Below are 277 nucleotides of genomic sequence, written 5' to 3' on the forward strand. Positions count from 1 at the left end.
ATTTAACTTCTATGCAGAGTACATCATGAGAAACACTGGACTGGAAGAAACACAAGCTGGAATCAAGATTGCCGGGAGAAATATCAATAACCTCAGATATGCAGATGACACCACCCTTATGGCAGAAAGTGAAGAAGAACTAAAGAGCCTCTTGATGAAAGTGAAAAAGAGTGAAAAAGCTGGCTTAAAGCTCAACATTCAGAAAACGAAGATCATGGCATCTGGTCCCATCACTTCATGGGAAATAGATGGGGAAACAGTGGAAACAGTGTCAGAC

The 277-nt window shown here is 41.2% G+C and carries 1 protein-coding gene; it reads left to right on the forward strand.

Annotation, left to right across the window (positions count from 1 at the left end):
• Positions 1-25 precede the first annotated feature (25 nt).
• Positions 26-277, forward strand: a 252-nt coding sequence (locus ACNEUN_RS06230) for a reverse transcriptase domain-containing protein (protein ID WP_463631562.1), incomplete at its 3' end; no start/stop codon positions are given.

Source organism: Gardnerella sp. C0684A1 (assembly GCF_055326835.1).